At 72.4% G+C, this 24,243-nt stretch carries 25 protein-coding genes; 10 read left to right on the plus strand and 15 right to left on the minus strand.

Annotated features, from left to right (window positions below; genetic code table 11):
* Positions 1-1,040 precede the first annotated feature (1,040 nt).
* Together ctaD and C1I95_RS11525 are read right to left on the minus strand one after the other, a co-directional pair.
* A complete protein-coding gene (gene ctaD / locus C1I95_RS11520; RefSeq protein ID WP_111213794.1) occupies positions 1,041-2,798 on the minus strand; it encodes an aa3-type cytochrome oxidase subunit I in 1,758 nt (585 codons plus the stop codon).
* Positions 2,799-2,915: 117 nt separating this feature from the next.
* Positions 2,916-4,022: an FAD-dependent monooxygenase gene (locus tag C1I95_RS11525; protein ID WP_111213795.1), complete on the minus strand. Its 1,107-nt coding sequence runs from the start codon at positions 4,020-4,022 to the stop codon at positions 2,916-2,918.
* A gap of 359 nt (positions 4,023-4,381) precedes the next feature.
* Here C1I95_RS11525 and C1I95_RS11530 point away from each other — a divergent pair, with 359 nt between their 5' ends.
* Entirely contained in the window at positions 4,382-5,458 is a 1,077-nt protein-coding gene (locus C1I95_RS11530) for a glycoside hydrolase family 12 protein (protein ID WP_111213796.1), read from the plus strand.
* A 72-nt stretch (positions 5,459-5,530) separates the two neighbouring features.
* Here the strand turns inward: C1I95_RS11530 and C1I95_RS11535 are convergent, their stop codons facing one another.
* The 3 genes from C1I95_RS11535 to C1I95_RS11540 form a co-directional block, all read right to left on the minus strand.
* Positions 5,531-6,493 carry a golvesin C-terminal-like domain-containing protein gene (locus tag C1I95_RS11535; RefSeq protein WP_111213797.1) on the minus strand — a complete coding sequence of 321 codons (963 nt, stop codon included), beginning with the start codon at positions 6,491-6,493 and terminating at the stop codon, positions 5,531-5,533.
* Positions 6,493-6,645 (minus strand): hypothetical protein, encoded by a 153-nt coding sequence (locus C1I95_RS35765; protein WP_199523706.1) that lies wholly within the window; start codon positions 6,643-6,645, stop codon positions 6,493-6,495. The genes C1I95_RS11535 and C1I95_RS35765 overlap by 1 nt, the downstream gene beginning before the upstream one ends.
* Before the next feature lie 140 nt (positions 6,646-6,785).
* On the minus strand, positions 6,786-7,574 hold the full coding sequence (locus C1I95_RS11540; RefSeq protein ID WP_111213798.1) for an aldo/keto reductase: 789 nt from the start codon (positions 7,572-7,574) through the stop codon (positions 6,786-6,788).
* Between the two features lie 103 nt (positions 7,575-7,677).
* Here C1I95_RS11540 and C1I95_RS11545 point away from each other — a divergent pair, with 103 nt between their 5' ends.
* Both C1I95_RS11545 and C1I95_RS11550 read left to right on the plus strand, forming a co-directional pair.
* Positions 7,678-8,736 carry a DNA polymerase ligase N-terminal domain-containing protein gene (locus tag C1I95_RS11545; protein WP_111213820.1) on the plus strand — a complete coding sequence of 353 codons (1,059 nt, stop codon included), beginning with the start codon at positions 7,678-7,680 and terminating at the stop codon, positions 8,734-8,736.
* A gap of 16 nt (positions 8,737-8,752) precedes the next feature.
* The gene (locus tag C1I95_RS11550; protein ID WP_111213799.1) at positions 8,753-9,946 is read left to right on the plus strand and encodes a threonine synthase; all 1,194 of its coding nucleotides are present in this window, start codon (positions 8,753-8,755) and stop codon (positions 9,944-9,946) included.
* 24 nt (positions 9,947-9,970) lie between these two features.
* On the opposite strand, the gene C1I95_RS11555 is transcribed toward C1I95_RS11550, so the two are convergent.
* The 3 genes from C1I95_RS11555 to C1I95_RS11565 form a co-directional block, all read right to left on the minus strand.
* On the minus strand, positions 9,971-10,363 hold the full coding sequence (locus C1I95_RS11555) for a cupin domain-containing protein (protein ID WP_111213800.1): 393 nt from the start codon (positions 10,361-10,363) through the stop codon (positions 9,971-9,973).
* A 284-nt stretch (positions 10,364-10,647) separates the two neighbouring features.
* Entirely contained in the window at positions 10,648-11,055 is a 408-nt protein-coding gene (locus C1I95_RS11560; protein ID WP_111213801.1) for a hypothetical protein, read from the minus strand.
* Positions 11,056-11,257: 202 nt separating this feature from the next.
* Positions 11,258-11,740, minus strand: a complete 483-nt coding sequence (locus C1I95_RS11565; RefSeq protein ID WP_111213802.1) for a septum formation initiator — start codon at positions 11,738-11,740, stop codon at positions 11,258-11,260.
* A gap of 103 nt (positions 11,741-11,843) precedes the next feature.
* Between C1I95_RS11565 and C1I95_RS11570 the strand changes: the two genes are divergently transcribed.
* From C1I95_RS11570 to C1I95_RS11580, 3 genes are all read left to right on the plus strand, one after another.
* Entirely contained in the window at positions 11,844-12,539 is a 696-nt protein-coding gene (locus C1I95_RS11570; RefSeq protein ID WP_111213803.1) for a response regulator transcription factor, read from the plus strand.
* Positions 12,536-13,810 (plus strand): sensor histidine kinase, encoded by a 1,275-nt coding sequence (locus C1I95_RS11575; protein WP_111213804.1) that lies wholly within the window; start codon positions 12,536-12,538, stop codon positions 13,808-13,810. Before C1I95_RS11570 ends, C1I95_RS11575 begins: the two co-directional genes overlap by 4 nt.
* Before the next feature lie 108 nt (positions 13,811-13,918).
* A complete protein-coding gene (locus tag C1I95_RS11580; RefSeq protein WP_111213821.1) occupies positions 13,919-14,458 on the plus strand; it encodes a PepSY domain-containing protein in 540 nt (179 codons plus the stop codon).
* 81 nt (positions 14,459-14,539) lie between these two features.
* Here C1I95_RS11580 and C1I95_RS11585 read toward each other — a convergent pair whose 3' ends face one another.
* A complete protein-coding gene (locus C1I95_RS11585; protein ID WP_111213805.1) occupies positions 14,540-15,424 on the minus strand; it encodes a sulfotransferase domain-containing protein in 885 nt (294 codons plus the stop codon).
* Between the two features lie 92 nt (positions 15,425-15,516).
* Between C1I95_RS11585 and C1I95_RS11590 the strand changes: the two genes are divergently transcribed.
* A complete protein-coding gene (locus C1I95_RS11590; RefSeq protein ID WP_199523707.1) occupies positions 15,517-16,602 on the plus strand; it encodes a beta family protein in 1,086 nt (361 codons plus the stop codon).
* 11 nt (positions 16,603-16,613) lie between these two features.
* Here C1I95_RS11590 and C1I95_RS11595 read toward each other — a convergent pair whose 3' ends face one another.
* The 5 genes from C1I95_RS11595 to C1I95_RS11615 all read right to left on the minus strand — a co-directional run bounded on the left by C1I95_RS11595 (position 16,614) and on the right by C1I95_RS11615 (position 19,996).
* The gene (locus C1I95_RS11595) at positions 16,614-16,892 is read right to left on the minus strand and encodes an adhesin (RefSeq protein WP_111213806.1); all 279 of its coding nucleotides are present in this window, start codon (positions 16,890-16,892) and stop codon (positions 16,614-16,616) included.
* A gap of 292 nt (positions 16,893-17,184) precedes the next feature.
* The gene (locus C1I95_RS11600; RefSeq protein WP_111213807.1) at positions 17,185-17,499 is read right to left on the minus strand and encodes a hypothetical protein; all 315 of its coding nucleotides are present in this window, start codon (positions 17,497-17,499) and stop codon (positions 17,185-17,187) included.
* Between the two features lie 246 nt (positions 17,500-17,745).
* On the minus strand, positions 17,746-18,183 hold the full coding sequence (locus tag C1I95_RS11605) for a nitroreductase family deazaflavin-dependent oxidoreductase (protein ID WP_111213808.1): 438 nt from the start codon (positions 18,181-18,183) through the stop codon (positions 17,746-17,748).
* A gap of 117 nt (positions 18,184-18,300) precedes the next feature.
* A complete protein-coding gene (locus C1I95_RS11610) occupies positions 18,301-19,269 on the minus strand; it encodes a hypothetical protein (protein WP_233513568.1) in 969 nt (322 codons plus the stop codon).
* Positions 19,270-19,399: 130 nt separating this feature from the next.
* Entirely contained in the window at positions 19,400-19,996 is a 597-nt protein-coding gene (locus C1I95_RS11615) for a pentapeptide repeat-containing protein (RefSeq protein ID WP_111213809.1), read from the minus strand.
* Positions 19,997-20,074: 78 nt separating this feature from the next.
* On the opposite strand from C1I95_RS11615, the gene C1I95_RS11620 reads away from it, so the two are divergent.
* From C1I95_RS11620 to C1I95_RS11630, 3 genes are all read left to right on the plus strand, one after another.
* Positions 20,075-21,301: a serine hydrolase domain-containing protein gene (locus C1I95_RS11620; protein WP_438941302.1), complete on the plus strand. Its 1,227-nt coding sequence runs from the start codon at positions 20,075-20,077 to the stop codon at positions 21,299-21,301.
* A 56-nt stretch (positions 21,302-21,357) separates the two neighbouring features.
* Entirely contained in the window at positions 21,358-21,999 is a 642-nt protein-coding gene (locus tag C1I95_RS11625; protein WP_111213811.1) for an NAD(P)-dependent oxidoreductase, read from the plus strand.
* 108 nt (positions 22,000-22,107) lie between these two features.
* Positions 22,108-23,550, plus strand: coding sequence for a M20/M25/M40 family metallo-hydrolase (locus C1I95_RS11630; RefSeq protein ID WP_233513569.1), 1,443 nt, complete (start codon positions 22,108-22,110; stop codon positions 23,548-23,550).
* Between the two features lie 203 nt (positions 23,551-23,753).
* On the opposite strand, the gene C1I95_RS11635 is transcribed toward C1I95_RS11630, so the two are convergent.
* Positions 23,754-24,218 carry a PPOX class F420-dependent oxidoreductase gene (locus C1I95_RS11635; RefSeq protein WP_111213813.1) on the minus strand — a complete coding sequence of 155 codons (465 nt, stop codon included), beginning with the start codon at positions 24,216-24,218 and terminating at the stop codon, positions 23,754-23,756.
* Between the last annotated feature and the right edge of the window lie 25 nt (positions 24,219-24,243).

Consider the following 24,243-nt stretch of genomic DNA (forward strand, 5'->3'; position numbering starts at 1 on the left):
CCCTCACGCCATCGCGCTCCCGCGCCCGCGCGCCATCGCGCCCTCGCGGTATCGCGCCATCGCGCCATCGCCCTTACGGCATCGCGCCCTCACTGCATCGCGCCCTCACTGCATCGCGCCCTCACTGCATCGCGGCCTCATGCCTGCGGCCTCATGCCCTCCCGACCGCCCGACCGCCCGACCTCGCGACCTCGCGACCGCCCGACCGTCCGACCGCCCGACCTCGCGACCGCCCGACCTCGCGACCGCCCGACCTCGCGACCGCCCGACCTCGCGACCGCCCGACCTCGCGACCGCCCGACCTCGCGACCTCGCGACCTCGCGACCTCGCGTTTGATCATGAGATCGGCGACGAGGTCCACGGATCTCGCCGAACGGTGGCGATTGCCGCCTCCCCGCCCCGGTGTCGTCCCAAAGAGCGGGATGCACTGAGGAGATCTTGGACAGTTGTCGTTCAGACGGAACGGAAACTGTCCAAGATCTCGAATCTCGGTCGGCTGCGGAAGACCAGCCGACCCTCAGTCGGCCAGGCAACCGTCCTCGAAGGTTGTGATGATCAAGCCCCGTCAGCGGACGCTCTAGTGAGCACCGGACCGCCGTCGAACGCCAGCCTGAGAGTGAAGAGGCCACAGGTGCCGGCCACCCGGGTGGCAAGGCAACGGGCGCCGGACCACCTGGGCGGCGAAGCGACGGGAGCCAGCCTCCTCGGCGGCAAGGCAACGGGCGCCGGGCCACCTGGGTGGGCAAGGCAACGGATGCCGGACCACCCGGGTGGGCAAGGCAACGGATGCCGGACCACCCGGGTGGACAAGGCAACGGATGCCGGACCACCCGGGCAGCAAAGCGACGGGTGCCGGGCCACCTCGACGGCAAAGCGACGGGTGCCGGGCCACCTCGGCAGCAAGGCAACGGGCGCCGGGCGACGGGTGCTGGGCGGCGGGGTGGAGGGCGACGAACGCCACGGCGTCGGATGGAAAGGGTGACGGGCGCCAGCCCCGGGGTGGGGTGGCGCCCGTCGTGTGCGTCCGGGTGGGACTTCGTCAGCGGCGGTCGATGTCGCTGGCGATGTCCTCGGTGTAGCTGGCGCCACCGTCGGCCTCGCTGGTCAGCAGCTTGGCACCGCCCTCGGGCGGGCCGGCCAGGGTCTGCCCGGCGGCCAGCTCGGGGAACTTGGCGTCGAACGCCGGCCGCTCGGAGCGGATTCGCGGCATCCGGTCGAAGTTGCGCAGCGGCGGCGGCGAGCTGGTCGCCCACTCCAGCGAGTTGCCGTGGCCCCACGGGTCGTCGACCTCGACCAGCGGGCCGGCCTTGTACGACTTCCAGCAGTTGTAGATGAACGGCAGCGTGGAGATACCGGTGATGAACGCGCCGACCGTGGAGATCATGTTCAGGGTGGTGAAGCCGTCGCCGGGCAGGTAGTCGGCGTACCGCCGGGGCATGCCCTCGTTGCCCAGCCAGTGCTGCACCAGGAAGGTGGTGTGGAAGCCGATCATGGTCAGCCAGAAGTGAATCTTGCCGAGCCGCTCGTCGAGCATCCGGCCGAACATCTTCGGGAACCAGAAGTAGATGCCGGCGAAGACCGCGAAGACGATGGTGCCGAAGAGCACGTAGTGGAAGTGCGCCACCACGAAGTACGAGTCGTGCATGTGGAAATCGAGCGGCGGGGCGGCCAGCAGCACTCCGGTCAGGCCACCGAAGAGGAAGGTGACCAGGAAGCCGACGGACCACAGCATCGGCGTCTCGAAGCTGATCTGGCCCCGCCACATGGTGCCGATCCAGTTGAAGAACTTCATGCCGGTCGGCACGGCGATCAGGTAGCTCAGGAAGCTGAAGAACGGCAGCAGCACCTGGCCGGTGGCGAACATGTGGTGCGCCCAGACGCTCATCGACAGGCCGGCGATGGCGATGGTCGCGGCGACCAGGCCCTTGTAGCCGAAGATCGGCTTGCGGGAGAAGACCGGGATGATCTCGCTGATGATGCCGAAGAACGGCAGCGCGATGATGTACACCTCGGGGTGGCCGAAGAACCAGAACAGGTGCTGCCACAGCATCGGGCCGCCCGTCTCCGGGCTGTAGACGTGGGCACCGAGGAGACGGTCGGCGGCGAGCGCGAACAGCGCGGCGGCCAGCAGCGGGAAGACCAGGATCACCAGGAGGCTGGTGACCAGCATGTTCCAGGTGAAGATCGGCATCCGGAACATGGTCATGCCGGGTGCGCGCAGGGTCAGGATCGTGGTGATCAGGTTGACCGCGCCGAGGATCGTGCCCAGACCGGAGATGGCCAGACCGACCACCCACATGTTGGCGCCGACGCCGGGAGCGTGCTCCATGGTGCTCAGCGGGGTGTACGCGGTCCAGCCGAAGTCCGCCGCGCCGGCCGGGGTGAGGAAGCCGGCGGTGGCCATGGTGCCACCGAACAGGTAGAGCCAGTACGCGAAGCTGTTCAGCCGCGGGAACGAGACGTCCGGCGCGCCGATCTGGATGGGCACCACGTAGTTGCCGAACGCGAACACGATGGGCGTCGCGAAGAACAGCAGCATGATCGTGCCGTGCATGGTGAACAGCTGGTTGTACTGCTCAGGCGACAGGAACTGCAGCCCGGGCCGGGCCAGCTCGGCCCGCATGATCAGGGCCATCAGGCCACCGATCATGAAGAACACGAACGCGGTGACCATGTACATGATCCCGATTTGCTTCGCGTCCGTGGTCCGCAGCAGCCGCGCGATGGCCGACCCCTTGACCGGCTCCCGGACCGGCCAGGGCCGGGTCACGACCGGCTTGGGTGCGACGGTGGTCACGAGTGGCCTCCGGTTCTGGGTTGTCCCGCTCGGCACACGCTGTCTCTGCGGGCCGTTATCCGCAAGGAGGATAGTCCCCGGCAGGTGGCAGTGCCGCGTGGGGTCGCCGGGGGTGGATCAAAGCGGGCCGAGGAGCAGCCGGTAGTGCTCGCCGAAGATGCGGTCGCCGCGCCCGCGCAGCAGCGGGTCGCGCAGCGCCGGCGGCACGTCCCGGGTGCGGTTGCGGTCCCGGGTCCGGTCCCGCACCCATCGGGTACGCGGCCGGCGGCGACTCTCGTAGCCGGTCAGCGCCGCCTCCACGCTGCTCGCGGCGTGCAGCGACTCGGCGAGCACCACTGCGTCCTCCAGAGCCATCGCGGCTCCCTGGGACAGCGTGGGCGCGGTGGCGTGGGCGGCGTCGCCGACCAGCAGCACCCGACCCCGGTACCAGCGTCCGAGTTCGACCTCGTCGGTGGTGGTGACGTGCACCCCGTCGAGCGCGTCGAGCACCTCCGGCACCGGCCCGCCGTAGTGGCCGAACAGCTCGCGCAGTCGGGCCTTCGGGTCGGCCGGCGGTTCGGTGCCGGCTTCGTCGGCGTAGCAGTGCAGCCGGCCGGCGCCGATCGGCACCACGAGGAAACCGGAGCGCTGCCCGAGCAGTGCGGTCCACTCGTCGACCGCCGGGCCGTGGCGCACGACGCCGCGGTAGACCACCTGGCCGGCGGGGCGGGGCGGCCCGCCGAGGGCGGCCAGCGCACGGATCGAGGAACGCGGCCCGTCGGCGCCGATCACCAGGTCGTACTCGGTCTGGGTGCCGTCGACGAAGGTGACGCCGACGCTGGCCGGCAGTAGCTCGATGGTGCGCACCTCGGCGCCGTGCCGGACCGCGCCGCCGGCTCCGCTGAGCAGCACCCGGTGCAGGTCGGCGCGGGGCAGCGCGCGGCACTCCCCGACCCCGGTCCAGAGCGCGTCGAGATCGACCTCGCACAGCGGCGCACCGGCCGCGTCGAGGAAGCGTTGCCGGTGGATGACCTGCCCGAACGGGCGTACCGGGCCGTCGAGGTCGAGCCGGCGCAGCGCCCGGGCCGCGTTGCCCGGGAGATAGAGGCCGGCGTCGTTGAGTTCGCCCGGCGGCGCCTTGTCGGTGACGTCGGGCCGGAAGCCCGCCAGGCGCAGCGCCCGGGCCACGGCCAGGCCGGCGATGCCCGCGCCGACGACGAGGATGCGCAGGGGGGAGCTACGCATGGGGGTGTACGCCTCCGGAGGGGTTCGGCACGCGTTGGAGGCAAGACACTACTCGGCGCAATCGGCGCACACCAGAGGCAAACCGGCCGCTGGCGACGCCCCTCGGCGCGCTCGGCTCCGCCCGTCGGCGCTGTCCACCCACCGCCGGGGGATCACCGGGTGACCGCTGGTCGCACCCGTGGCGCACCTCATATTTCCCCACATTAACCCGCACCGGTTGCGCCTCTTGTTTCAAGGATGTAAATGTGACGATGAGCATGGGAGCGCTCCCGGGTCCCACCCCCGTCGGCGGGCGTTTCCGACCGCTCCGTCCGCAACCCGTCCCGGCGTCCAGGTGACGCCGCAGCGCAAGGAGCATCATGAGACGTCCCCTGCGGGCCATCGTGGCCGTCGGCCTGCTCGCCGCCGGCTCGATCGTCGCCGTGGCCCTCGGCGGCACCGCCTCCGCCGACACCCAGATCTGCGAGCAGTACGGCAGCACGGTCATCCAGAACCGGTACGTGGTGCAGAACAACCGCTGGGGCACCAGCGCCCAGCAGTGCATCAACGTCACCAGCACCGGCTTCGAGATCACCACCCAGAACGGCAGCAACCCGACGAACGGTGCCCCGACGGCGTACCCGTCGATCTTCTTCGGCTGCCACTACACCAACTGCTCCCCCGGCACCAACCTGCCGATCCAGGTCAGCCAGATCAGCAGCGCGAACAGCAGCATCAGCTACCGGTACGTCAGCGGGGCCACCTACAACGCCTCGTACGACATCTGGCTCGACCCGTCGCCGAAGCGGGACGGGGTGAACCAGATGGAGATCATGATCTGGCTCAACCGGCAGGGCCCGATCCAGCCCATCGGCTCCCCGGTCGGCACCGCCACCATCGACGGCCGCAGCTGGGAGGTGTGGCGGGGCAGCAACGGCTCCAACAACGTCATCTCGTACCTGGCCCCGTCGGCGATCAGCAGCGCGAACCTCAACCTGCTGGCCTTCATCAACGACACCCGCAACCGGGGCGCGATCACCAACTCCTGGTACCTGACCAGCATCCAGGCCGGGTTCGAGCCCTGGCAGGGCGGCGCCGGACTGGCGGTGACCAACTTCTCGGCCGCGGTCAACGGCGGCGGCACGTGCGCGGTGAAGTACACCGCCAACTCGTGGAACAACGGCTTCACCGCCGACGTGCAGATCACCAACACCGGGTCGAGCACCGTCAACGGCTGGACCCTGGCGTACTCGCTGCCGTCCGGGCAGCAGGTGACGAGCTCCTGGAACGCCACGGTGACCCAGAGTGGCTCGTCGGTGACCGCCCGGAACCTGAGTTGGAACGGCACGCTCGCCCCCGGCGGCACGGCCAGCTTCGGCTACCAGGGGACGCTGAGCGGGGCGTACTCCTCCCCGTCCAGCTTCACCCTCAACGGCACGGCCTGCACCCGCTCCTGAACGCAAGGAAGGGCCCCTTCTTAACGCCTCGTGCATAGGAAGGGGCCCCTCCTAACGCCACCGCCGGGCCGGTCAGACCCGCGTGAGACGTACGGCGTCGGCGATGACATAGCCGCTGGCCGAACTCCATCGGCTCACCGCCACCCGGTTGGCGTCGCCCGCCGGCAGGGCGAAGGTGCCGAGGCCGCGCCACTGACCGCCACCGGTGCGCTGGTCCACGTACACCGTCTGGTTGCCGCCACTGGTGGCCACGATGTACGGCGTCGCGCTGTTGTAGCCGGCGTTGGCCGGGTACCAGACCTCCACCCGATAGTTCGCGCTGGCCGGAACGTTGAAGCGGTACCAGGCGGCGTCGCTGGCGGCGACCGGGTCGGCGTACCGGTAATCGGCGCCGTAGCGCTGCCCGGAGTACGACGAGACGCCCCAGTTGGCGCTGGCGGTGAACCGCCCGCCGGTGGTGTTGTCCACCGTCGCGCTCCACGCGCTGCCGCCGGCCATCCGCGCCGCCACGTCGGCACGCATCGCGTTCAGGTCGATGAACGACGGGTCGATCTTGCCGGTGGTGCTGGTCTCCCGGTGCCCCCGGGCGTGGCTGGCATCCCGGCCGAGCCGGGTGAGCACGGCGGCCGTGGCGACGACCGAGGCGTTGTACTGGGCGGCCGTCATCGACTGGTTGACCCCGTTGTAGTCGATCTCCCAACCGATCATCAGGGTGTTGCCGTCACCGGCCGGGATCGGCCCGCTGCCACCGCTGGCGCCGGCGTGGTTGCAGCGACCGGCGGAGATGACGTGGAAGACGCCGTGGTAGTCGACCAGCGCCTGGCAGAGCGGGCCGGCCAGATCCGGGCGGCCGTTGATGCAGATGTTGAGGGCCGGGTGCGGGTTGCTGGCGCTGGAGGTGGAGGCGGTGTGGTGCCAGAGCACCCCGATCGGGTCGAACGAGCCGGGGCGCATCCGGTTGAGCCAGTCGCCCTCCACCACCACCTGCACGCCGGCGCCGCGCAGCACGTCCACCAGCCACGGAATGGTGGCCATCAGGACTCCCGGAGCAGGTCGGCCAGGCACTCGGCCGGCGGTGCGGCGCTCGCGGCGGCGGGCCGGGCGAGGAGGGTGAGCGCGGCGGCCACCAGGGCCGGTACGCCGAGCAGTCCTCGGCGGCGCAGACGGACGGGGCGGGCAGAGGCCATGGCAACCCTCCGGACGACGACGATTGTCGATATTTGGCCGAGACGGTACAGCGCAACGGCCGTCGATGTCGATAGTCTTCGTCCGATCGATCGCCTATGAAGTTTTCCGACGCGGACCGGCCGCCCGCGACTGCACCAGCTCAGGACCCGCCCAGGGCGTCGATGTCGCGCATCTCCTCGGCGGTCAGCGAGAAGCCGAAGACGTCGGCGTTGGCCCGAATCCGCTCCGGGGTCACCGACTTGGGGATCGCCACCGTCTCGTGGTCGATGTGCCAGCGCAGCACCACCTGGGCCGGCGAGACGTTGTGCGCGCCGGCGATCCGGGTCAACACCGGGTCGGACAGGTCACTGGTCTTGAACGGGCTGTAGCCCTCCAGCACCACGCCGCGGTCGCGGTGCTCGGCGTGCCGCTGCCGGTCGTACAGGAACGGGCTCCACCGGATCTGGTTGACCGCCGGGTTCTCCTCGGTCGCCTGGATCAGCTCGTCGATCTGCCCGGTGCCGAAGTTGCTCACCCCCACCGCCCGGGCCAGGCCCGTGTCGCGGGCGGCGAGCATCTCCCGCCAGGCCGGGATCAGGTCGCCGGGTTCGCTCGGTGGCCAGTGCAACAGCCACAGGTCGACGTGGTCGACGCCGAGGGCACGCAGGCTCGCCTCGATCGTCTCCCGTTCCCGGCCGACCCGCTCGGGCGGCAGCTTGGTGGTGATGAAGACGTCCTCCCGACGCAGCCCGCTCTCGCGTACGGCCCGGCCGACCTCCTCCTCGTTGCCGTACATGGTGGCGGTGTCGATGTGCCGGTAGCCGGCGTCGAGCGCGGCGAGCACGGCCTTGAAGCCGGCCTCGCCGGTGGCCTGCCAGGTGCCGAACCCGAGCAGGGGGATCCGGACGTCGCCGGGGAGGACGGCGGTGGGGTGGTCAGCGTGGTCCATACCGACCGTTTTACCCCCGATGACCGCCGCCGGGCCCCGAATCGGGCGCGCCGACCCGCCCGGGGACCGGGCGCGCCCCTCCGGATTGCCGGAGAATGCGGGTGTGGCTGACCGGCTGGAGGAGTACCGGCGCAAGCGGAACGCGGCGCGTACCCCGGAGCCGGTGCCGGCCGAGCGTCCCCGCCGGCGGCGGGCCACCGGAGACCGGGCCCGGTTCGTCATCCAGCAGCATCACGCCCGCAGCCTGCACTGGGACCTGCGGCTGGAGCACGACGGGGTGCTCGCCTCCTGGGCGGTGCCGCGGGGGCTGCCCCGGGAGCCCGGCCGCAACCACCTCGCCGTGCACACCGAGGACCACCCCATGGAGTACCTCGACTTCTCCGGCGAGATCCCGGCCGGCGAGTACGGCGGCGGGCGGATGACCATCCACGACCAGGGCACCTACCGCTGCGAGAAGTGGCAGGACCGCGAGGTGGTGGTGGAGCTGCACGGCGCGCGGACCTCCGGGCGGTACGTGCTGTTCGCCACCGGCAGCCGGGACGGCCGGGACGGCCGGGACTGGATGGTGCGCCGCACCGACCCGGCCCCGCCGGGCTGGACCAGCATGCCGGAGCTGGTCGAGCCGATGCATCCCACGCCGACCGGCCGGCTCCCCGCCGACCAGGCGAACTGGGGGTACGAGCTGCGCTGGGACGGCGTACGGGCGATGGCGTACGTCTCGGGTGGGCGGCTGCGGCTGCTCTCCGGCACGGGCGAGGAGATCACCGGGACGTACCCGTGGCTGCGCCCGATGGCCGAGGCGCTGGCCCCGACCGAGGCGGTGCTGGACGGCGTCCTGGTCCGCATCGACCGGGCCGGTCGGGTCCGCCCGGCCCGTGGCGGGCGGTCCACCGCCGACGCCCAGTACCTGCTCGTCGACCTGCTCTGGCTGGAGGGGCTGAACAGCACCGACCTGCCGTACCCGCAGCGCCGGGAGCTGCTCGACGGTCTGGCCCTGGCCGGACCGCACTGGCAGACTCCGCCGTGGTTTCCCGGCACCGGTGCCGAGGCCCTGCGCACCGCGCGCGAGCAGGGGCTGCCCGGGGTGGTGGCGAAGCGGTTGGACTCGGTCTACCAGCCGGGGCGGCGCAGCCCGGCGTGGCGCAGCGTCGACGCGAGCTGAGACGGCGAGGAGCATCGTGTACCTGACCCACCTGAAGTGCCCGCGCTGCGGCCGGGAGCACGACGCCGGCGTACCGCAGAACCTCTGCGAGTGCGGCTCTCCGCTGCTGGCCCGCTACGACCTGGCCGCGGTGGCCCGGGTGGTCGAGCCGGAGCGGTTCGGGTTGCGCCCGGCCGACCTGTGGCGCTACCGGGAGCTGCTGCCGGTGGCCGACCCGCACTGCGTCACCACCCTCGGCGAGGGCTGGACGCCGATGCTGCGCGCCCCGGCGTACGGCGCCGAGATCGGCGTCGACGAGTTGCTGGTCAAGGACGAGGGGCTGACCCCGACCGGCTCGTTCAAGGCACGCGGAGCGGCGGTGGGCGTGAGCCGGGCCCGGGAGCTGGGCATCCGGCGTATCGCCATGCCGACCAACGGCAACGCGGGCGCCGCGTGGGCCACCTACGCGGCCCGGGCCGGGCTGGGCGCGACGATCGTGATGCCGCTGGACGCACCGAGCATCTGCCGCCGCGAGTGCGTGGCCGCCGGCGCCGACCTGCGCCTGGTCGACGGACTGATCAGCGACGCCGGGCGCCGGGTCGCCGCGCTCGTCGCGGCCTCCGCCGGCACCATCTTCGACGCCGGTACGCTGCGCGAGCCGTACCGCCTGGAAGGCAAGAAGACGATGGGGTACGAGATCGTCGAGCAGTTGGGCTGGCAGGTGCCCGACGTGATCGTCTACCCCACCGGCGGCGGGGTAGGGCTGATCGGCATCCACAAGGCCCTCGACGAGCTGCGGGAACTGGGCTGGATCGAGGACAAGCTGCCCCGGCTGGTGGCGGTGCAGTCCACCGGCTGCGCACCGATCGTGCGCGCGTTCGCCGCCGGGGAGGACCGGGCCCAGCCGTGGACGGACGCACAGACGGTGGCGTACGGCATCACCGTCCCGGCGCCGCTCGGCGACGAGCTGATCCTGACCGCGCTGCGGGCCACCGCCGGCACCGCGATCGCGGTGGACGACGCCGAGATCCTCACCGACCTGCGGGACTTCGCCGCCCGGGAGGGGCTGCTGCTCTGCCCGGAGGGGGCGGCCTGCCTGACCGCCGCCCGGAAGCTGCGGGCCGGCGGGTGGATCCGCGCCGGCGAGCGGGTGGTGGTGCTCAACACCGGCGCGGGCGTGAAGTACCCGGAGACGGTGGACGTCTCCGGCGTACCGGTCTTCCCGAGCTGACGCCCGACGACCGCGGCAGGGTGGTCAGGCGGTCGGGGGCTCGTCCTGGCCGGCGGCCTCGGCCGCGTCGGCTTCCGCCTTGGTCCGGTGCACCGCCTGGTCGGCGTGCTCCGGTGGGCCGTAGACGGTGTAGAGCACCAGCGGGTTCGGTCCGGTGTTCACGAAGTTGTGCCTGGTACCGGCCGGCACCACCACCAGGTCACCCTGCACGACCTCGCGCCGCTCGCCGGCCACGCGGGCCTCGCCGGTGCCGCTGACGAAGGTGAGGATCTGGTCGATGCCCTCGTGGACCTCCTCGCCGATCTCGCCGCCGGCCGGGATGGTCATGATGACCAGCTGGGTACGCTGCCCGGTCCACAGCACGCGCCGGAAGTCCGGGCTCTTCTCGGCGACAGTCGCGATAGTGAAGTGCTCCATGTCAGGCACATACCCCGTCGCGGGCCAGCGCACGCCGGGAATCGCAAATGGTGTAATTGGCCACGGTTCGAGGGTTTGGCGCACCGCCGAGCGGGGATCGACACGACCGACCGGAACGGTCCGGTCACGCCAGGTCCCCGCTGACGTACCGCCGTACGGCTGCGGCGGTGGGAGACGGCCGAGCGCGGCGACGTTTCGATCCTCGGGTCGAACGGCGCCGCGCGCTCGTGCGCGGGCCGACTCCGCTCGCGCCCGGGGCCGGTGCGGCCGGCCGGCCGGCCGGGTCAGGCGAGCACAGCCAGATGGAACGGCCGGTCGGCGTGCGCCCCGGCGCTGTCGAAGGTGGTCACGAAGACCGCGTTCGGGATGCCGGTGCGGCCGGCGACCGCGATCTGCCCGGCCGGCGCGAGGCCGGTGCTGCCGGTCAGGCCGACGGTGCCGACGCAACTGGCGCCGGTCACGTCCTGGTCGAAGACGACCTGGTACATCCCCGTACGCAGCCGGTTGGCCGTCGCCGCGCCCAGCCCTCGGACCAGGTCACCGTCGGCGTTGACCACTGCGAACAGCACTCTCGCGGTCAGTGGCATACCGACGCCGGCGCAGTTGGTGTGCTCGGCGTCGGCGCGGGCCGTGGCCTCGTCTTCCGGCGCCGGCTGCGCCGCCCATCTGCTCCTGGCATGCGCGCTGGACATCGGACTCCTCTCCGGTCAGCGCCAATCAGCGCCCAAAGGCGATCGGTGGCGATCGACGCCTAAAGGGGGGATCAGCACCCTTTGTGCATCGAACGTATGACGCGTCTTCGGCCGACAGCCAGGCGTACGGCTGTCCGATCAAGGACAGTGGATCAATTGATCATGCCGTTGACCTGCGGCGGAGCGACAACGCATAGGTTCCTCAGTCGTCATCGTCGGGCTCCAGCCAGGGCACGCCGCCCACGCAGCGCACCTTCAACTCGTGATCACCGCGAGGGCCGACGAACTTCACCTCGGCATCGTCGTCCGGGCCACGGTCGACGTCGTCCACCTGGTAGCCCTGGTGGGCGTACCAGTACACCAGGTACACCCCGCCCGGTACGCACTCCGCCACCACGCCGCCACCCCGGCCGGCGAAACTGCGCCGGTTGCCGGGCTCGGCGGTCGGGCTGGCCGGTGACGCCGTCGGCCCCGACGGGCCAGTTGTCGGGACGCCGGTCGACGGGGCCGGGACGGTCGGCACCGGTTCGGCCAGCGCGCGGGCGATCTCCTCCTGGCTGCGAACGCCGCCCGGGGTTCCGGTGAGGCTCTCCCCCACCAGGCGGATCGCGGCGACTCCGATCAGGGTGGCGACGACCGCGGTGGCCAGCCACCCGGCAACGGCGAGGATCGTACGACGGCCCATCACCCGACTATCCCCGATCGCGGGTTGGGGCGACCTTCGGGCAACGCTAAGAGAGGGTTAACGAGCCCGGCCGGCCCGCGTCGCCGGGGATACCCTGCCTGCTGTGGCCCGCCTGCTGCTGATCGAGGACGACCTGACCATCCGTACCCCGCTGGTGCGGGCGCTGCGCGAGCGGGGACACGCGGTGGCGGCGGCGGCGACCGCGATGACCGGGCTGCGCGACGCGCTCGACGACCGCCCCGACCTGGTCGTACTCGACCTCGGGCTGCCCGATCTGGACGGCCGCGAGCTGCTGCGGATGCTGCGCGCGGTCAGCACGGTGCCGGTCATCGTGGCCACCGCCCGCGACGACGAGCGGGAGATCGTCCGGGTGCTCGACGCCGGGGCCGACGACTACGTGGTCAAGCCGTTCACCGCCGCCCAACTCGACGCGCGGGTCCGGGCCGTGCTGCGCCGTGGGCCCGGCGGGCCGACCGGCGAGGACCCGACCGTGGTGGTCGGCGGGCTGCGGATCGACCCCCGGTCGCGGCAGGTCAGCCTCGACGGCGAGCCGGTCGAGCTGACCCCCCGCGAATTCGACCTGCTGCGGCACCTGGCCACCCGGGTCGGCGAGGTGGTGACCAAACGCGAGTTGCTGACCGAGGTGTGGCAGATCCCGTACGGCGGGGCGGACAAGACCGTCGACGTGCACCTGTCCTGGCTGCGCCGCAAGCTCGGCGAGAGCGCCCAGCAGCCGCGCTACCTGCACACCGTACGCGGGGTCGGGGTGCGGCTGGTCTCCCCGGAGGTCGGCGGGTGAGGGTGCGGCTGGCGCTGCTGGTCGCCGCCGTCAGCGTGCTCATCGTGATCGCCTTCCTGGTGCCGCTGGCGTTGCTGCTGCGTACCGCCGCCGAGGACCGGGTGACCGTGCGGGCCACCGCGGACGCGCAGAGCCTCGCCCCGGTGGTCGGCACCGCCGACCCGGACACCATCCGGCTGACCGTCGAGCAGCTCGCCGCGGAGTCCGGCCGGCCGGTCAGCGTGTTCCTGCCCGACGGCACCGTGCTCGGCTCACTGAGCCCGGTCACGCCGGCGGTGGAGTTGGCCGGACGGGGGCAGAGCCTCACCGCCGAGACGGCCGACGGCCGGGAGGTGGTGATCGCGGTGCAGGGCCGGGCCGACGGCACCACGGTCATCCGCACCGTCGTGCCGTACGCCGAGATGACCAGCGGGGTGGGCCGGGCCTGGCTGGTGCTCGCCCTGCTCGGGGTGTTGCTGGTGCTGATCGGTCTGGCCGTGGCCGACCGGCTGGCCCGCACCCTGGTCCGCCCCATCGGCGAGCTGTCGGCGGTGTCGCATCGGCTGGCCAACGCCGAACTGGACGCGCGGGTGAGCCCGGCGGGCCCGGCTGAGCTGCGCGAGGTGGGCGGGGCGCTGAACCACCTGGCGGGCCGGATCCAGGAGTTGCTCGTGCAGGAGCGGGAGCAGGTGGCCGACCTGTCGCACCGGCTGCGGACCCCGCTGACCGCGCTGCGCCTGGAGGCCGAGTCGCTGCGCGACCCGCAGGACGCCGCCCGGGTCACCGAGGCGGTGGACGGGCTGGAGCGGGCGGTGACCGGGCTGATCCGGCAGGCCCGCTGGCGTACCCCCGCCGCCGGCGCGGTGGTCACCGACGCCGTGGTGACGGTGGCCGACCGGGTGGCTTTCTGGTCGGTGCTGGCCGAGGACACCGGCCGCTCGGTCGACCTCGACCTGGCGCCGGGCCCGCTGCCGGTCGGGGTACCGGCCGACGAACTGGCCGCGGCGGTGGACGCGCTGCTCGGCAACGTCTTCGCGCACACCCCGGACGGCACGCCGTTCGCCGTGCGGCTGGCACCCGCCGGCGATCAGGTGGTGCTGACCGTGGCCGACGAGGGCCCCGGGATGCCGGCGGACTCGGTGCGCCGGGGCACCAGCCAGGCCGGGTCGACCGGTCTCGGGCTGGACATCGCCCACCGGGCGGCCCAGGCCAGCGGCGGCCGGCTGGAACTGGGCGAGCGGCCCGGTGGCGGGGCCGAGGTGCTGCTCCGACTCGGCCCGCCACGGGCCTGACGCCGCCCTGTTGCCGGTCGCTCTTAACCGGGCCTTAGTGTCCGGACAGCGCGCTGCTATCGCGCCGGCACCGATCCTCGATGCAACAACCGAGGAGAGGTGGAGACGATGAAGCGCAACCCCCTGATCATGGCGTCGGTCGGTGGCGCGGCGGCGGTGCTCGCGGTGGCCGGGGTGTTCCTGGGTGTCACGGCGGCCGACGGCGACCGGGCCCGACAGACCACCCTGACCTCCGCGACCGGCGACCCGACGACGTTCGGCGTCCCGGACGACAACGCCACGCCGGACGACAGCAACACCTCCGGCACACCGGACGACAGCAACACCTCCGGCACGCCGGGCGACCCCACCAACGTCCCGGCCGACCCGGGCGGCACCGGCACGCCGGCCGCCCCGGGCCGCGACGCGCCGGCCACCGGCGGCGAGGCGGTGAGTCTGAAGCGGGCCGGCGAGATCGCCCTGGCGCACGTCGGCGGCGGCCGGATCGTCGAGATCGAGCGGGACCGGGAGCACGGCCGACCGGTCTGGGAGGTCGAGATCATCAAGGGCGGCACCGAGCACGAGATCGACGTCGACCGGGCGACCGGCGCGGTGGTCAAGGCCGAGCACGAGCCGGTCGACGACGATGACGACCGGTACGACGACTGACGGACGCTTCCCGGCCGGTGACGGCCCGCCCGACGCGCCCCGGCCCGGCACCCGCCGCGCCGGGGCGCCGTCACGTCACGGTCAGCCGTCGCGGTGCAGCCAGCCGAGCAGGTCGGGCGGGGCCAGCGCGGCGGCCCGGGCCCGGTAGCGGGCCCGGGTGGCGTCGTCGAGCAGGGCGCTGCCCTGGCCGGAGCGGCCGTTGCGGAAGAAGGCCCGACGGTCCTTGAACACCCCCGCCGGATCGGGTGCCAGCCGGTCGGCGCGGGCCCGCATCCGGTCGAAGGTGGCGGCCTCGACCAGGTCCGGACCGGGTGGGTCGAGGTCCAACAGCTCGGCGAGGTGGTGCATCTGCCCGGTCAGGTCGGCGGAGAGGTCGTCGTAGTGCACGAGGTGGACGTTGGGTCGGTGCCGCCGGGCCCACGCGTCCCGCAGGTGCCACATGACGCCCGGCAGCGAGTCCAGCTCCGTACGTGGGTCGGGATCCGCGTCGATCCAGCGGACGAGCGCCTGCTCGACCGGCGGCGGAGGCTGGTCCGGCTCCGGTCCCTCGGGCTGACCGGTCAGCTCGGCGAGCCGGCTCCGGTCCAGGTTCGCGCCCTGGTGGTGCAGGGAGACCGCCATGTCCAACGGGTGACGCGCCACCACGATGTAGTGCACCCGGGGGTCGGCCGGTACGCCGTCCAGCGGAGTGTGGGTCTTGATGAAACGGCGGTGCCGCTGGGCGGCCAGCCGCCCGTACACCTCGTCCGCCGGTTCGGCGAGCCAGTCCAGCCAGGGCGACAGCTCAGTCAGTGGGGCCGGCAGATCCGGGGTACGCAGCACCAGCAACGCACAGATCATCTGCATCCAGGTCGTCCCGCTCTTCGAGCGGGTGCTGATCACGATGTCGCCGGGGCGGACGGCGAAGCCCTGCCAGCGAGCGCTGTCTTCGTCAGGGGACCGGTATCGCATCGGGGCGTCGGGCACGCGGTGACGATAGTCAGGGAGCGGACAGCTGTCAGAGGAATTCCGGGTGGATTGCCCTGGGGGGGAGGGTAACCGTCTGGCTACATTAAATTATGGTGCCCGCCCACATGGGCCGGGCGGCGGAACCGGTCTACCGCCCGATCCTCGCCGCCCGGCGGGGCGAATTGGAAGCGCTCGGCCACCTCGACAGCGCCTTCGCCCCGATGCTCGCCCCGATCCTGTCCCTGTCCACTGCGGATGGTGCCGTGGTGGACGCCCTCCGCCGATTGCCGCCGGGTCTCGTCCCGGCCGTCGATGCCAGCGCCCTGCCCGACGTTGCCGAATCAGAGTTGGCCCGCTGGGGCGTACCGGTGATGCCGGTGATCGGCCTGACGGACGGCGAGCGGCGGCTGGCGGCGCACGGGGCCGCGGCGCGGGCGCACACCGGGCGCGCCACGGTGCGGCTGCGGATCAGCCAGGACCGGGCCGGCCCCGACGCCACCACCACGGCGATTGAGCGGATCTGGCGGTACGCCCAGTTGGCCCCCGAGCAGTGCGACCTACTGGTCGACTGCGGTGACGTGTGTTGCCCGGCGGACGTACGGGCGACCGAGCCCCGGGTCCGGCGGGTGCTGGACTGGGCGCGACGGCACGCGTGGCGTTCGGTCAGCGTGGTGGCCGGTGGGATGCCGCCGGCACTTTCCCGGCTGCCCGCCGACGAGCCGGTCCGCCTTGATCGGTGGGACTGGCTGCTCTGGCAGCGGCTGGCCAGCCTCGGTGTCGGGTACGGCGACTACGGGGTGGCCTCGGCGGTGCCGGGTACCGAGCCGGCCGGCGACCGGCTGCCGACCGTCCGCTACACCGGTGACGGCGCCTGGTGGGTCTACCGCTGGTCACGCCGGGGCGGGCGCGGCGACGAGCGGGTGGCCGACCTGTGCCGCACCCTGGTGTCGGCGCCGCACTGGCCGGCGGCGGGTGCGGGCTACTCCTGGGGCGACCACGAGATCCTGCGCCGGGCCCGACGGGGTGCCGGCGCCGGGTCGACGACCAACTGGCTGGCCTGGAGCACCTCGCACCACCTGGCCCACGTGCTGGACGCGCTACGCCGGCCGGCCGGTGCCGGGGCGGGACGCCCCGATGCACCGCCGGCGCCGCGCGGCCGTGCGCCGCGCGGCGGTGAGATCCGCCGCGCCGGCTGAGCCGGCGGTCACTACTTCTCGGTGAACCCGAACTGCACGATGCCCTCGTCGTCGACGGTGGCGTCGACCGAGGCGTCGCCGAGCAGGTCGGCGGCGTCGGAGTCGAGGAAGATCCGGGCACCCTGGTTGTCCACCACCTGGTCACCGTCGATCGGCGCGGCGACCAGTTCGACGCTGAGCGACCCGGCCGCGGTGTCCGCGGCGATGCGTACGCCGCCGCCATCGGCGACGTCCTGTTGGGTGGCGAGGTCACGGATCACCAGGACGGCGTTGTCGGTCATCGTGAGCATGACGGGACTCCTCGTGGGTTCTCGGCTCCCGGTGCGGATGCATGGAGTTGCGGATCCGCGGGCGGGCCGGACTCGGCCCGCGTACCGGCACAGGTGGCGGTGACGGCGCCGCCTCATGCTGGCCACCTTGGCGCACCGCGCCCGGCGGTGGCAGCCACCGTCCCGTCGGGGCAGCTCAGGGCCCCTCCATTGCCCACGGTGCACGCTGTCGCGGGATCCGTCAAATAGAGCGCCGTCAGTGCGATTGGTGGGCATGACGGCGCTTCGAACGGGTACCCGACTCGGTTTCCCCTCAGGCGGTGGAGCGGGGCGGCAGTGGCGCGGCGGGATCGCCTCGTTCGATCAGCGCGGCGATGTCGGCGGCGTGCAGACCGCGCGCCGCGAGGACCCGGGTGCCCCACCGGTGCAGCCGGCAGGGGTGCGGGCTGGCGTCGTTGCGGCAGACCGTTCCGCCGGACCACCTCCGGGGCGCGTGCACCACCACGGCCCGGACGGCGAACTGGGCGTCCTCGGCGGTCACGTACGGCGGCAGCGGGATCTCCCGCAGTGCCAACCCGGCCGGCTCGCCGGTGGGCGACAACGGGCGGACGGTGCTCCTGCTGTTCATCGGCCTGATCTCCACAGAGGACGGTCGAATACGGACAGCAGGACGTTACGGTCCACCGAACCTGAGGCGACGGACAAACTGTCCCGGTGACTCAGCCGGCGCCCTGCGCCCGCAACTGGGCCGCCGTGTGGCCGGGGTCGTAACCCGGCCCGACGCCGTCAAAAATGATCACCGATCCGTGTTCACCGCGACGACCCAAACCGAAGCCGCCCTCGTCGAGGGCGGCTTCCGGTGCGAATACCCAGGTCAGACCCGTTCCAGTAGCACCACCGGAATGTCCCGGTCGGTCTTCGCCTGGTAGTCGTCGTACGCCGGCCAGATGCCGGTCATGGTGGCCCACAGCCGGGACTTCTCCTCGGCCGTGGCGGTCCGGGCCCGCGCGGTGAACCGTTCGTCGCCGACCTGCACCTGCACTTCCGGCTCGGCCAGCAGGTTGAGGTACCAGGCCGGGTGTCGGGGATCGCCACCCTGCGAGCCCACCACCAGGTACGCGTCGCCGTCCCGGCCGTAGATCAACGCGGTACGCCGCAGCTTGCCGCTGCGCCGGCCGCGAGTGGTCAGCAGTAGCGTGAACACGCCCGGCCGCCACTCGTGCCCGTCGGCGCCGCCAGTGTCGACGTACCGGTTGATGTGCGCGGCCACCCAGCCCGAAGGGCTGTCCAGCACCTGTTCACCCGTGCTCATCGGTCCTCCCGGATCGTGGGTCGATCGCCGCCCACGCTACTCCGCACCGGGCTCGCCGAGCCGTCCAACGCCGACACCCGCCGTCGGCACTGCCGACCGACACGGTCAGCGGATCGGTCAGCGCAGCGCGACCGCCTGCAGGCCGACGTTGCCGCAGTGCGGGGTGAAGATCTCCTCCACCGTCCAGGTGAGCAACAGGCGCGACCCCTTCGGCGCCTCGAACCGGATGGTGGCCCTGGTGGACTGGCTGGTGTGCCGCTCCTCCAGGCGCAGCGTCCGGCTGGGGCCGCCGCCGGTCAACCGGGCGTCCAGCCGGCCCCGGGCCATCCACACACCCAGGTAGACGGTGGCGGTGCGCGGCTCCCCGTCGGACACGACGGCCAGGTTGAAACCACTGCCCACACCGCAGGTGTAGACCCCGTCGGGGGTGTCGTCGGCGGACTTCTCCGGCGCGCCGTCGCGCCACCGGAACAGTTCCTGGTTGCCGTCCCAGCCGCCCCGCTCGCCCTGACCGCCCAGGTCGCGGATCTCGGCGGAGCCGTCGTGCTTGCGTACCGTCGCGCCGGCGCCGCCCAGCCCCCAGTGCATCCAGTCCCGCCGGCCCGTCTCGGTCAGGTCCACCGTCGCCGGGATGTCCGACCGGCTGACGGTGAGCACCGCCGGTGCCGCCGGAGGCGCCGGCGCGACGGTGGGACTGGGGGTCGGGCTGGGGCTCGGCGTACGCTCGCGGGGCCGCAGCCCCGGTACCGGCGGAGCGGCTGGTTCGCGGCTGGCCATGCTCGGCCGCCCGACCACCGCCGGCAGGCCGTCCGACTCCGCCTGGTCGTCCGGGCCGGGCTCCGACGACCAGTTCACGTACGCGACCAGGGTCAGCAGGCCGGCGAGGGCCGCGACCGTCTCCACCGCGTAGCGGCGCCGCCGACGGACCCGGACGAGCCGCCGGGCGGCCAAGCGGCTCTCGCCCTCCGGGCCCGGCAGCTGCTGTTGGCTCGTCGCCGAGCGGTGCCGGGCCGATCCACCGTGGCCGGCCGCCCGGGTGGGGCGGGACGCCGAGGTGCTGGCCCGTGCGGGTTGTTCCTCCGCCACCGACTCTCCACTTCTGCCGGACCGGCCTCGCGCCGGCGGACTCGACCCGGTTGTGGGGCTGCTTCACATTCGCATTCAAGGGACCTTCCGCGCTAGTCGGGCGGATTGGTGTGTCCAGTTTGTGAGCCCGTCAGACTCGGACGTCGAAGCCGAGGGCATGGGCGAGGGCCACGGCCTGCCCGACGTCGATGACGGCCCCGGCACGCTGCACGGCCGTCGGATCCAACCCGGTCAGGTCGCTGCCGCGAAGATCCGCACCGGACAGCCGGGCACCGCGCCACTGCACGTCGGACAGGTCGACCCCGTGCACCGTCGCCCCGGTCAGGTCGACACCGGCCAGGTCGGTCTCGCGCATCCGTACGCCGGTGAACCGGGCACCACGCAGGTCGGCCCCGGCGAGGGTGACGAACGACCAGTCTCCCCCGTCGACGGTCAGCGGGCGCAGGTCGCACCGGTCGAACGTGCTGCCCACCAGCTTGCAGCCGATGAACTCCGCCTCGAACAGGTTGCACCGGGTGAACACGCAGCGGGTGAAGGCCGAGTCGGTGTGCCGGGAAACGTTGAACAGCACGTCGCCGAAGGTGCAGCTGTCGAAGACGGCGCCGCGGCTGGTCGCCTCGGTCAGGTCGACCCGGTGGAAGGTGCAACGGACGTAGTGCCGGTCGGTCAGCTCCTCGGCGTACCAGTCCTCGTCGTGGAAGGTGACGTCCTCGATCGGCTCCGGCATGTCCGCAGGCTAAACGTCGGCACTGACACCCGCGCCTTCCGGACGCGCGTACCGGCCGGTAGGTTCGGTCGGGTGAGCATGGCAGGCAGCATCGAACCGCAACAGGTCGGCTTCGATCCGGCGCGGTTGGCCCGGATCGACGAGCACTTCGGCCGGTACGTCGACGACGGCCGGTTGGCCGGGTTCCAGGTGGTCGTCACCCGGCGCGGCGAGATCGCGCACAGCTCGGCGTACGGGCTGCGGGACCGGGAGGCCGGCGCGCCGGTCGAGGCGGACACCCTCTGGCGGATCTACTCGATGACCAAGCCGATCACCTCGCTGGCGGCGATGATGCTCTGGGAGGAGGGCCACTTCGAGCTGACCGACGAGGTCGGCCGGTGGCTGCCCGAGTTCGCCGACATGCGGGTCTACTCGAAGGGGTCGACGCTCAAGCCGTACACGGTGCCGGCGGTCGAGCCGATCCGGGTCTGGCACCTGCTGACCCACACCGCCGGGCTGACGTACGGCTTCATGCAGACCTCGGTGGTCGACGGCCTGTACCGGGCCGCCGGCTACGACCTGTACCCGCCGGCGGGCGTCGACCTGGCCACGGCCTGCCGGGCGTTCGGCGAGCTGCCGCTGCTGTTCCAGCCCGGCACCGCCTGGGGCTACTCGGTCGCCAGCGACGTGCTCGGCCGGCTGATCGAGGTGGTCTCCGGGCAGAGCCTGGACACCTTCCTCACCGAGCGGATCCTGCGCCCGCTCGACATGACCGACACCCGCTGGTACGTCGACGGCGCCGACGCCGCCCGGCTCGCCGCGCTGTACGTGCCGGACCCGGCGACCGGCCGCGCGGTGCGCCACGACGCGCTGGGCGGGTTGGCGTACGAGAAGCCGGCGCTGCTCTCCGGCGGCGGTGGGCTGATCTCGTCGGCCGCCGACTACCACCGGTTCACCCAGTTGCTGCTGCGCGGCGGCGAGCTGGACGGGGTACGCCTGCTCGGCCCCCGCACGGTGCGTTTCATGACCCGCAACCACCTGCCCGGCGGGCAGGACCTGGGCACCCTGTCCACCGGCGGGTTCGCCGAGACGACCCTGGACGGGATCGGGTTCGGCCTCGGCTTCGCGGTGGTGGCCGACCCGATCCCCAGCCGGGTGCCGAGCAGTCTCGGGGAGTACTACTGGGGCGGGGTGGCCAGCACCGCGTTCTGGGTCGACCCCGCCGAGCAGATCACCGCGATGTTCTTCACCCAGCTGATGCCGTCGAGCACCTGGCCGATCCGCCCGCAACTGCGCCAGCTGGTCTACTCCGCGCTGATCGACTGAGGGCCCGGATCGCCGTTCCGCCGACGGCCGGCGGAGTCGGTCCATAGCCTGGGACCGTGAGCGACATAGTCGTGTTCGGGGCGGGCGGCACCGCGGGCTCGCGGATCGTCGCGGAGGCGTACAACCGGGGGCACCGGGTCGTCGCTGCGGTACGCCGGCCGGAGGCCACCTCGTACCTGCCGGCCGGGGTCCGGGTGGTGACCGGTGACGCCACCAGCGAGCGCAGCGTACGGGAGTTGGCGCCGGAGGCGGACGCGCTGGTGGTGGCGATCGGCGGCGGTGACCACACGCTGTGGCCCGACGCGGCGCGGGCCCTGCTCGACGTGTTGCAGTCGATGCCGGCCGCGCCCCGCGTCATCCACGTCGGCGGCGGAGCCACCCTGCTCACGCCGGCCGGCGGACGGCTGCTGGACGAGCCCGACTTCCCCCCGGAGTATCGGGACGCGGCGTTGGGCCAGGCGGCGGCGCTGGATCTCTACCGCTCGTCGGCCGACGGGGTGAGCTGGACGTACGTCTCCCCGCCGCCGCTGGAGTTCCATCCGGGCGAACGCACCGGGAAATACCGCACCGGAACCGAGCATCCGGTGACCGATACCGATGGCCGGAGCGTGCTCAGTTACGAGGATCTCGCCGTCGCGGTAATCGACGAGATTGAAAAACCGCGTTTCCGGAATATGCGCTTCACTGCCGCCTACTGATCCCCTGATCTTGAGAAACGGCAGCTCGCGGGATAGATTCGAGCCTCTGTGACCCGGGTCTCACACCCCTGACACCCGGGTATGGCCTCGAATCAGGAGGATGCCGTCTTGGCTTCGCTCGACGACACCGTGACACCCCCGCACGATTCGTCCCAGTCCATTGGAGAAAGTTTCCTCAACCGGCGGCGGATGCTGACCGTCGCCCTCGGTGGCGCCGCGGTCGTGGCGCTGCCCGCGCCCGCCTGGGCCGCCGACGACCAGCGGCCGGGCTCGGTCGGCGCCCCCAAGCTCACCCCGCAGGACCGCAAGGTCATCGCGCAGCTGTCCACCCGGCGGGCCCTGGAGCACCTGAAGGTGCTCTCCGAGGACATCGGGCCGCGGATCGGCGGCACCGAGTCGGAGCGCCGGGCCGCCCACTACATCGCCAGCCAGCTCGACCACTTCGGCTACAACACGACCCTGCAGCCGTTCGCGGTGGCCGACAAGTTCCTCGCCCAGCTCAGCTCGCCGGCCGGCCTGCCCAACGACCTCAACTGGCAGGTCGGGGGCAGCGCCCACGCGGGGCTGGACACCTCCGTCACCGCGTCGGTCGCCGACGTCCGCGCGGGCGCGGCGGCCGACTTCACCGCCGACGTCACCGGCAAGATCGTGCTGGTGGACTACGTCGCGTCCCAGCGCGAGGCGGTGGCGGCGCGGGCCGTGGCCGCCGGGGCGGTCGGCGTGGTCTTCCTCCCGGCCGACCTGGTGGAGCCCCGCCGTGCCTCGGCGTTCTCCCCCACGCTGCCCGGCTCGGCCAGCTCGCCGCTGTCGATCCCGGTGGTCGGGGTGGCCCAGGCGCAGAAGCACCGGCTGCGGGCGCTGCTCGCCGCCGGCCCGCTGACGCTGACCATCACCACCACCGCGCACCGCGGGCTGACCTCGCACAACGTGCTGGCCGAGCGGGTCGGACGGTCGGGCCCCAACGGCCCGGTGGTCATGGTCTGCGCCCACTACGACTCGGTCATCGGCGCGCCGGGCGCCAACGACGACGGCTCCGGCACGGTGCTCTCCCTGGAGCTGGCCCGGGTGCTGAAGGCGATTCCGGTCAACGCCACCGTGCGGTTCGCCCTGTGGGGTTCCGAGGAGCAGGGGCTCATCGGCTCGCGCTACTACGTCCGCGAGCTGCCGCAGGCCGAGCGCGACCGGATCGTCGCCGTCTACAACAACGACATGGTCGCCACCAGCTGGGACCCGGCCACGCGGTACTGGGTGCTGTCGTTCACCGGCCAGAGCAACCGGGCCACCGACGAGGTCACCGCCGCGGCGCAGCGGCTCGGCTACGAGCCGCAGATCTCCCCGGTGACCCAGCGCGGGTCCAGCGACCACCAGTCGTTCCAGGAGGTCGGCATCGCCAGCGCCAACTTCTCCTGGCGGGGTGAGGAGTCTCCGGCGCTGCTGGAGCCGCCGTACCACAGCCCGGAGGACACCATCGCCAAGAACATCAGCCTGGAGCGCCTCCAGGTGTCAATGGAGCTGATCGGCTGCGCCACGTACGCGACGGCCGGACACTGACACCACCGGCGGGGTGCGGCTGTCGCCGCACCCCGCCCTAGGGCCTGTGTCGAAGTCCCCGGTCGAGCCGAGGCGGAGTCCAGGCGACGATCCGGCAAGGCGGGGATTGGTCCGGATACCGGTGTTGTATCCGGACCAATCCCCAACGCCGCCGGTCGTCGCCTGGGCCCGCCGCAGGCCGGCCAGGGACTTCGACACAGGCCCTAGTCGGCCAGCCGGGCCGGGAAACCGCCGGTGGCCACCGGGCCCCACGAGGTGATGTTGACCCGGATCAGCGACTTGCCCTGGTGCACCATCGCCTGCCGGTACTCGTCCCAGTCCGGGTGCTCGCCGGAGATGCTGCGGAAGTACTCCACCAGCGGTTCGAGCGCCTCCGGCAGGTCGAGCACCTCGGCGGTGCCGTCGATCTGCACCCACGGCCCGTTCCAGTCGTCGGAGAGCACGCACGCCGACACCCGCGGGTCGCTGCGGATGTTGGCGACCTTCGCGCGTTCGGGGTAGGTGGAGATCACCAGCCGACCGGCGGCGTCCACCCCGGCGGCGACCGGCGACGACTGCGGGCGCCCGTCGGCGCGGGTGGTCATCAGCACCACCCGGTGCCGGGAGCGGAGGAACTCGACGAGGCCGTCCCGGTCGACCCGGGAGTTGCGAGCGATCATGCGTGGCATCGTTCGTTTCTACCAGCCGTCAGGT

Source organism: Micromonospora craterilacus, from assembly GCF_003236315.1.
In the GTDB taxonomy this organism is placed as follows: domain Bacteria; phylum Actinomycetota; class Actinomycetes; order Mycobacteriales; family Micromonosporaceae; genus Micromonospora; species Micromonospora craterilacus.

Excerpts from the sequence above, each read along its gene's own strand:
- C1I95_RS11565 (WP_111213802.1), bottom strand. The coding sequence starts at position 11,740 with ATGGGCCGTCGTACGATCCTCGCCGTTGCCGGGTGGCTGGCCACCGCG.
- C1I95_RS11615 (WP_111213809.1), bottom strand. The coding sequence starts at position 19,996 with ATGCCGGAGCCGATCGAGGACGTCACCTTCCACGACGAGGACTGGTAC.
- C1I95_RS11555 (WP_111213800.1), bottom strand. The coding sequence starts at position 10,363 with ATGGAGCACTTCACTATCGCGACTGTCGCCGAGAAGAGCCCGGACTTC.
- C1I95_RS35765 (WP_199523706.1), bottom strand. The coding sequence starts at position 6,645 with ATGGCCTCTGCCCGCCCCGTCCGTCTGCGCCGCCGAGGACTGCTCGGC.
- C1I95_RS11580 (WP_111213821.1), top strand. The coding sequence starts at position 13,919 with ATGAAGCGCAACCCCCTGATCATGGCGTCGGTCGGTGGCGCGGCGGCG.
- C1I95_RS11600 (WP_111213807.1), bottom strand. The coding sequence starts at position 17,499 with ATGAACAGCAGGAGCACCGTCCGCCCGTTGTCGCCCACCGGCGAGCCG.
- C1I95_RS11590 (WP_199523707.1), top strand. The coding sequence starts at position 15,517 with ATGGTGCCCGCCCACATGGGCCGGGCGGCGGAACCGGTCTACCGCCCG.
- C1I95_RS11530 (WP_111213796.1), top strand. The coding sequence starts at position 4,382 with ATGAGACGTCCCCTGCGGGCCATCGTGGCCGTCGGCCTGCTCGCCGCC.
- C1I95_RS11540 (WP_111213798.1), bottom strand. The coding sequence starts at position 7,574 with ATGGACCACGCTGACCACCCCACCGCCGTCCTCCCCGGCGACGTCCGG.
- C1I95_RS11535 (WP_111213797.1), bottom strand. The coding sequence starts at position 6,493 with ATGGCCACCATTCCGTGGCTGGTGGACGTGCTGCGCGGCGCCGGCGTG.
- C1I95_RS11620 (WP_438941302.1), top strand. The coding sequence starts at position 20,075 with ATGGCAGGCAGCATCGAACCGCAACAGGTCGGCTTCGATCCGGCGCGG.
- C1I95_RS11605 (WP_111213808.1), bottom strand. The coding sequence starts at position 18,183 with ATGAGCACGGGTGAACAGGTGCTGGACAGCCCTTCGGGCTGGGTGGCC.
- C1I95_RS11635 (WP_111213813.1), bottom strand. The coding sequence starts at position 24,218 with ATGCCACGCATGATCGCTCGCAACTCCCGGGTCGACCGGGACGGCCTC.
- C1I95_RS11595 (WP_111213806.1), bottom strand. The coding sequence starts at position 16,892 with ATGCTCACGATGACCGACAACGCCGTCCTGGTGATCCGTGACCTCGCC.
- C1I95_RS11525 (WP_111213795.1), bottom strand. The coding sequence starts at position 4,022 with ATGCGTAGCTCCCCCCTGCGCATCCTCGTCGTCGGCGCGGGCATCGCC.
- C1I95_RS11560 (WP_111213801.1), bottom strand. The coding sequence starts at position 11,055 with ATGTCCAGCGCGCATGCCAGGAGCAGATGGGCGGCGCAGCCGGCGCCG.